We start from the raw sequence: 1,489 nt of genomic DNA on the forward strand, positions 1-1,489 counted from the left end.
CGGGGCGGAGGAGGATCGAGCTCTACGAAAACCAGTCACGTGCCATGGAAGCCCTCGAAACTTGGCTCCAGCGAAAGCAGCGGCGCGGCTATGTGCTGAGAGGTGGGTAGGGACTGGAGCAATCCCGGGGACGCTCACTTTATCAGTCCCCTTCTAAATTAGAGCTCTCTTCCCATAGTGGTTTGACTAATTTATGCGAACGGGTTCTTGACCTGCTGCGGTGCCTCGGCGGGACTGCTTTCATCAGGCAGAGCTTTATCCTGCTCCAGCGCTTTCACGATTGCGTCGACAGCCGCCTTCAGTGTCTTCGCTTGTTTGAGTCCATTCTTGTCTCGCGTCACGTCGAGCGAGCCATAGAGAGCGATTTTGTCGGTGCCGTTCTCAATGGTGAACTCGCCTATGCTGAGAGAGGCGCTGTCATCTGAGAATGGCTGAAACTTCTTCGTCATGGGCGGCGTCCAAACTCATCAATGGCCTCAAGAATTCCTCCAATGAATCCATCCTGTGATGGGGCAGGGCGCTGTTCTTGAACGTCTGCTTGAGGCGGAGGTCTACGGGTATTTCGTCCGGGTCCTTTCGACCTTTGGAGTTGGGGAGTATGCAGGTTCAGGATGGTTTGCTTGATGTCTGGTGGCAGCTGAGGGAACGGGTCAATGCCCGACAACTGCTGCAGCTCAGCAAGCGAGATAATCCTGTACTCGTCACCCTCCTGGTTGGGTGTCAGATAAGCCGCTCCAGCGTTCAACCTCGGATCAAAGACGGCCTTCGCGATGTGGGTTGGCACCAGCACACGCCCCTTGAGAGCTTGGAGATTTTCACTTTGGAAGAGAGGGCTGGTGACCACGTAGATTTCCTGCCGCTCAGAGTAATCGCGCACGGCGCGTTCTATGCTCTCCCACAGATTGCGGTTGTTGTCGGAGTTCTGCGGCACCATGTTGGCCAAGGAGAAGGACTCATCCATCCCTTGTGGTGTGGTCATGTCTCCTGCTGGAGCCATGTGCCCGCGGTCAAAACCGCTCCGAGTATAGTCAGACAGTTCAGCTCGCTCGTCGGATGGAAGATTGGGATCGGCGTGGAAATTGTTGACCCGGTTCAGCGCACGAGCGCCGCTTGCTCGCCTGGGGCTGAGGTGCTCGGCCACCCAAAGGGGCGTGCGGGTCAGCCCAGAGTGGAGCAACGCGAACTCCATGTAACAGATCTGCCGAGTCTTGGGCGTGAGTTTCGAATTGGAAAGAGCCGGTGCCATGCCGCCGAAGAAATGCTGGGGACAGGCTGCCGCTGCGGCGTGAGAGGTGGCAATGAGCACCACCAACACAAAGGCTGGCAAGGGGTTGGGTCGTCTCACTGGGGCCTCACGAGGCGAGCGAGTCTGGACAGGAGCATCGCCGGTCCATTCCACACCAGCAAAGCGCACTTCTTGATGTCAATGCTGTCTCCACCCCTCTTTCTTGGAGGATTGTCCCGTCTCGAGGTAGGGATCCGGCGAAGC

At 57.4% G+C, this 1,489-nt stretch carries 2 protein-coding genes; both read right to left on the reverse strand.

What is annotated here, in order from left to right; genetic code table 11:
- Positions 1–191: 191 nt before the first annotated feature.
- Complete coding sequence (locus tag FS320_RS43275; RefSeq protein ID WP_152718638.1) at positions 192–449, reverse strand: hypothetical protein; 258 nt, start codon at positions 447–449, stop codon at positions 192–194.
- The gene (locus FS320_RS43280; RefSeq protein WP_162003636.1) at positions 446–1,345 is read right to left on the reverse strand and encodes a DNA/RNA non-specific endonuclease; all 900 of its coding nucleotides are present in this window, start codon (positions 1,343–1,345) and stop codon (positions 446–448) included. The genes FS320_RS43275 and FS320_RS43280 overlap by 4 nt, the downstream gene beginning before the upstream one ends.
- Between the last annotated feature and the right edge of the window lie 144 nt (positions 1,346–1,489).

The sequence above is a fragment of the Microvirga tunisiensis genome (genome assembly GCF_009296175.1).
GTDB lineage: Bacteria > Pseudomonadota > Alphaproteobacteria > Rhizobiales > Beijerinckiaceae > Microvirga > Microvirga tunisiensis.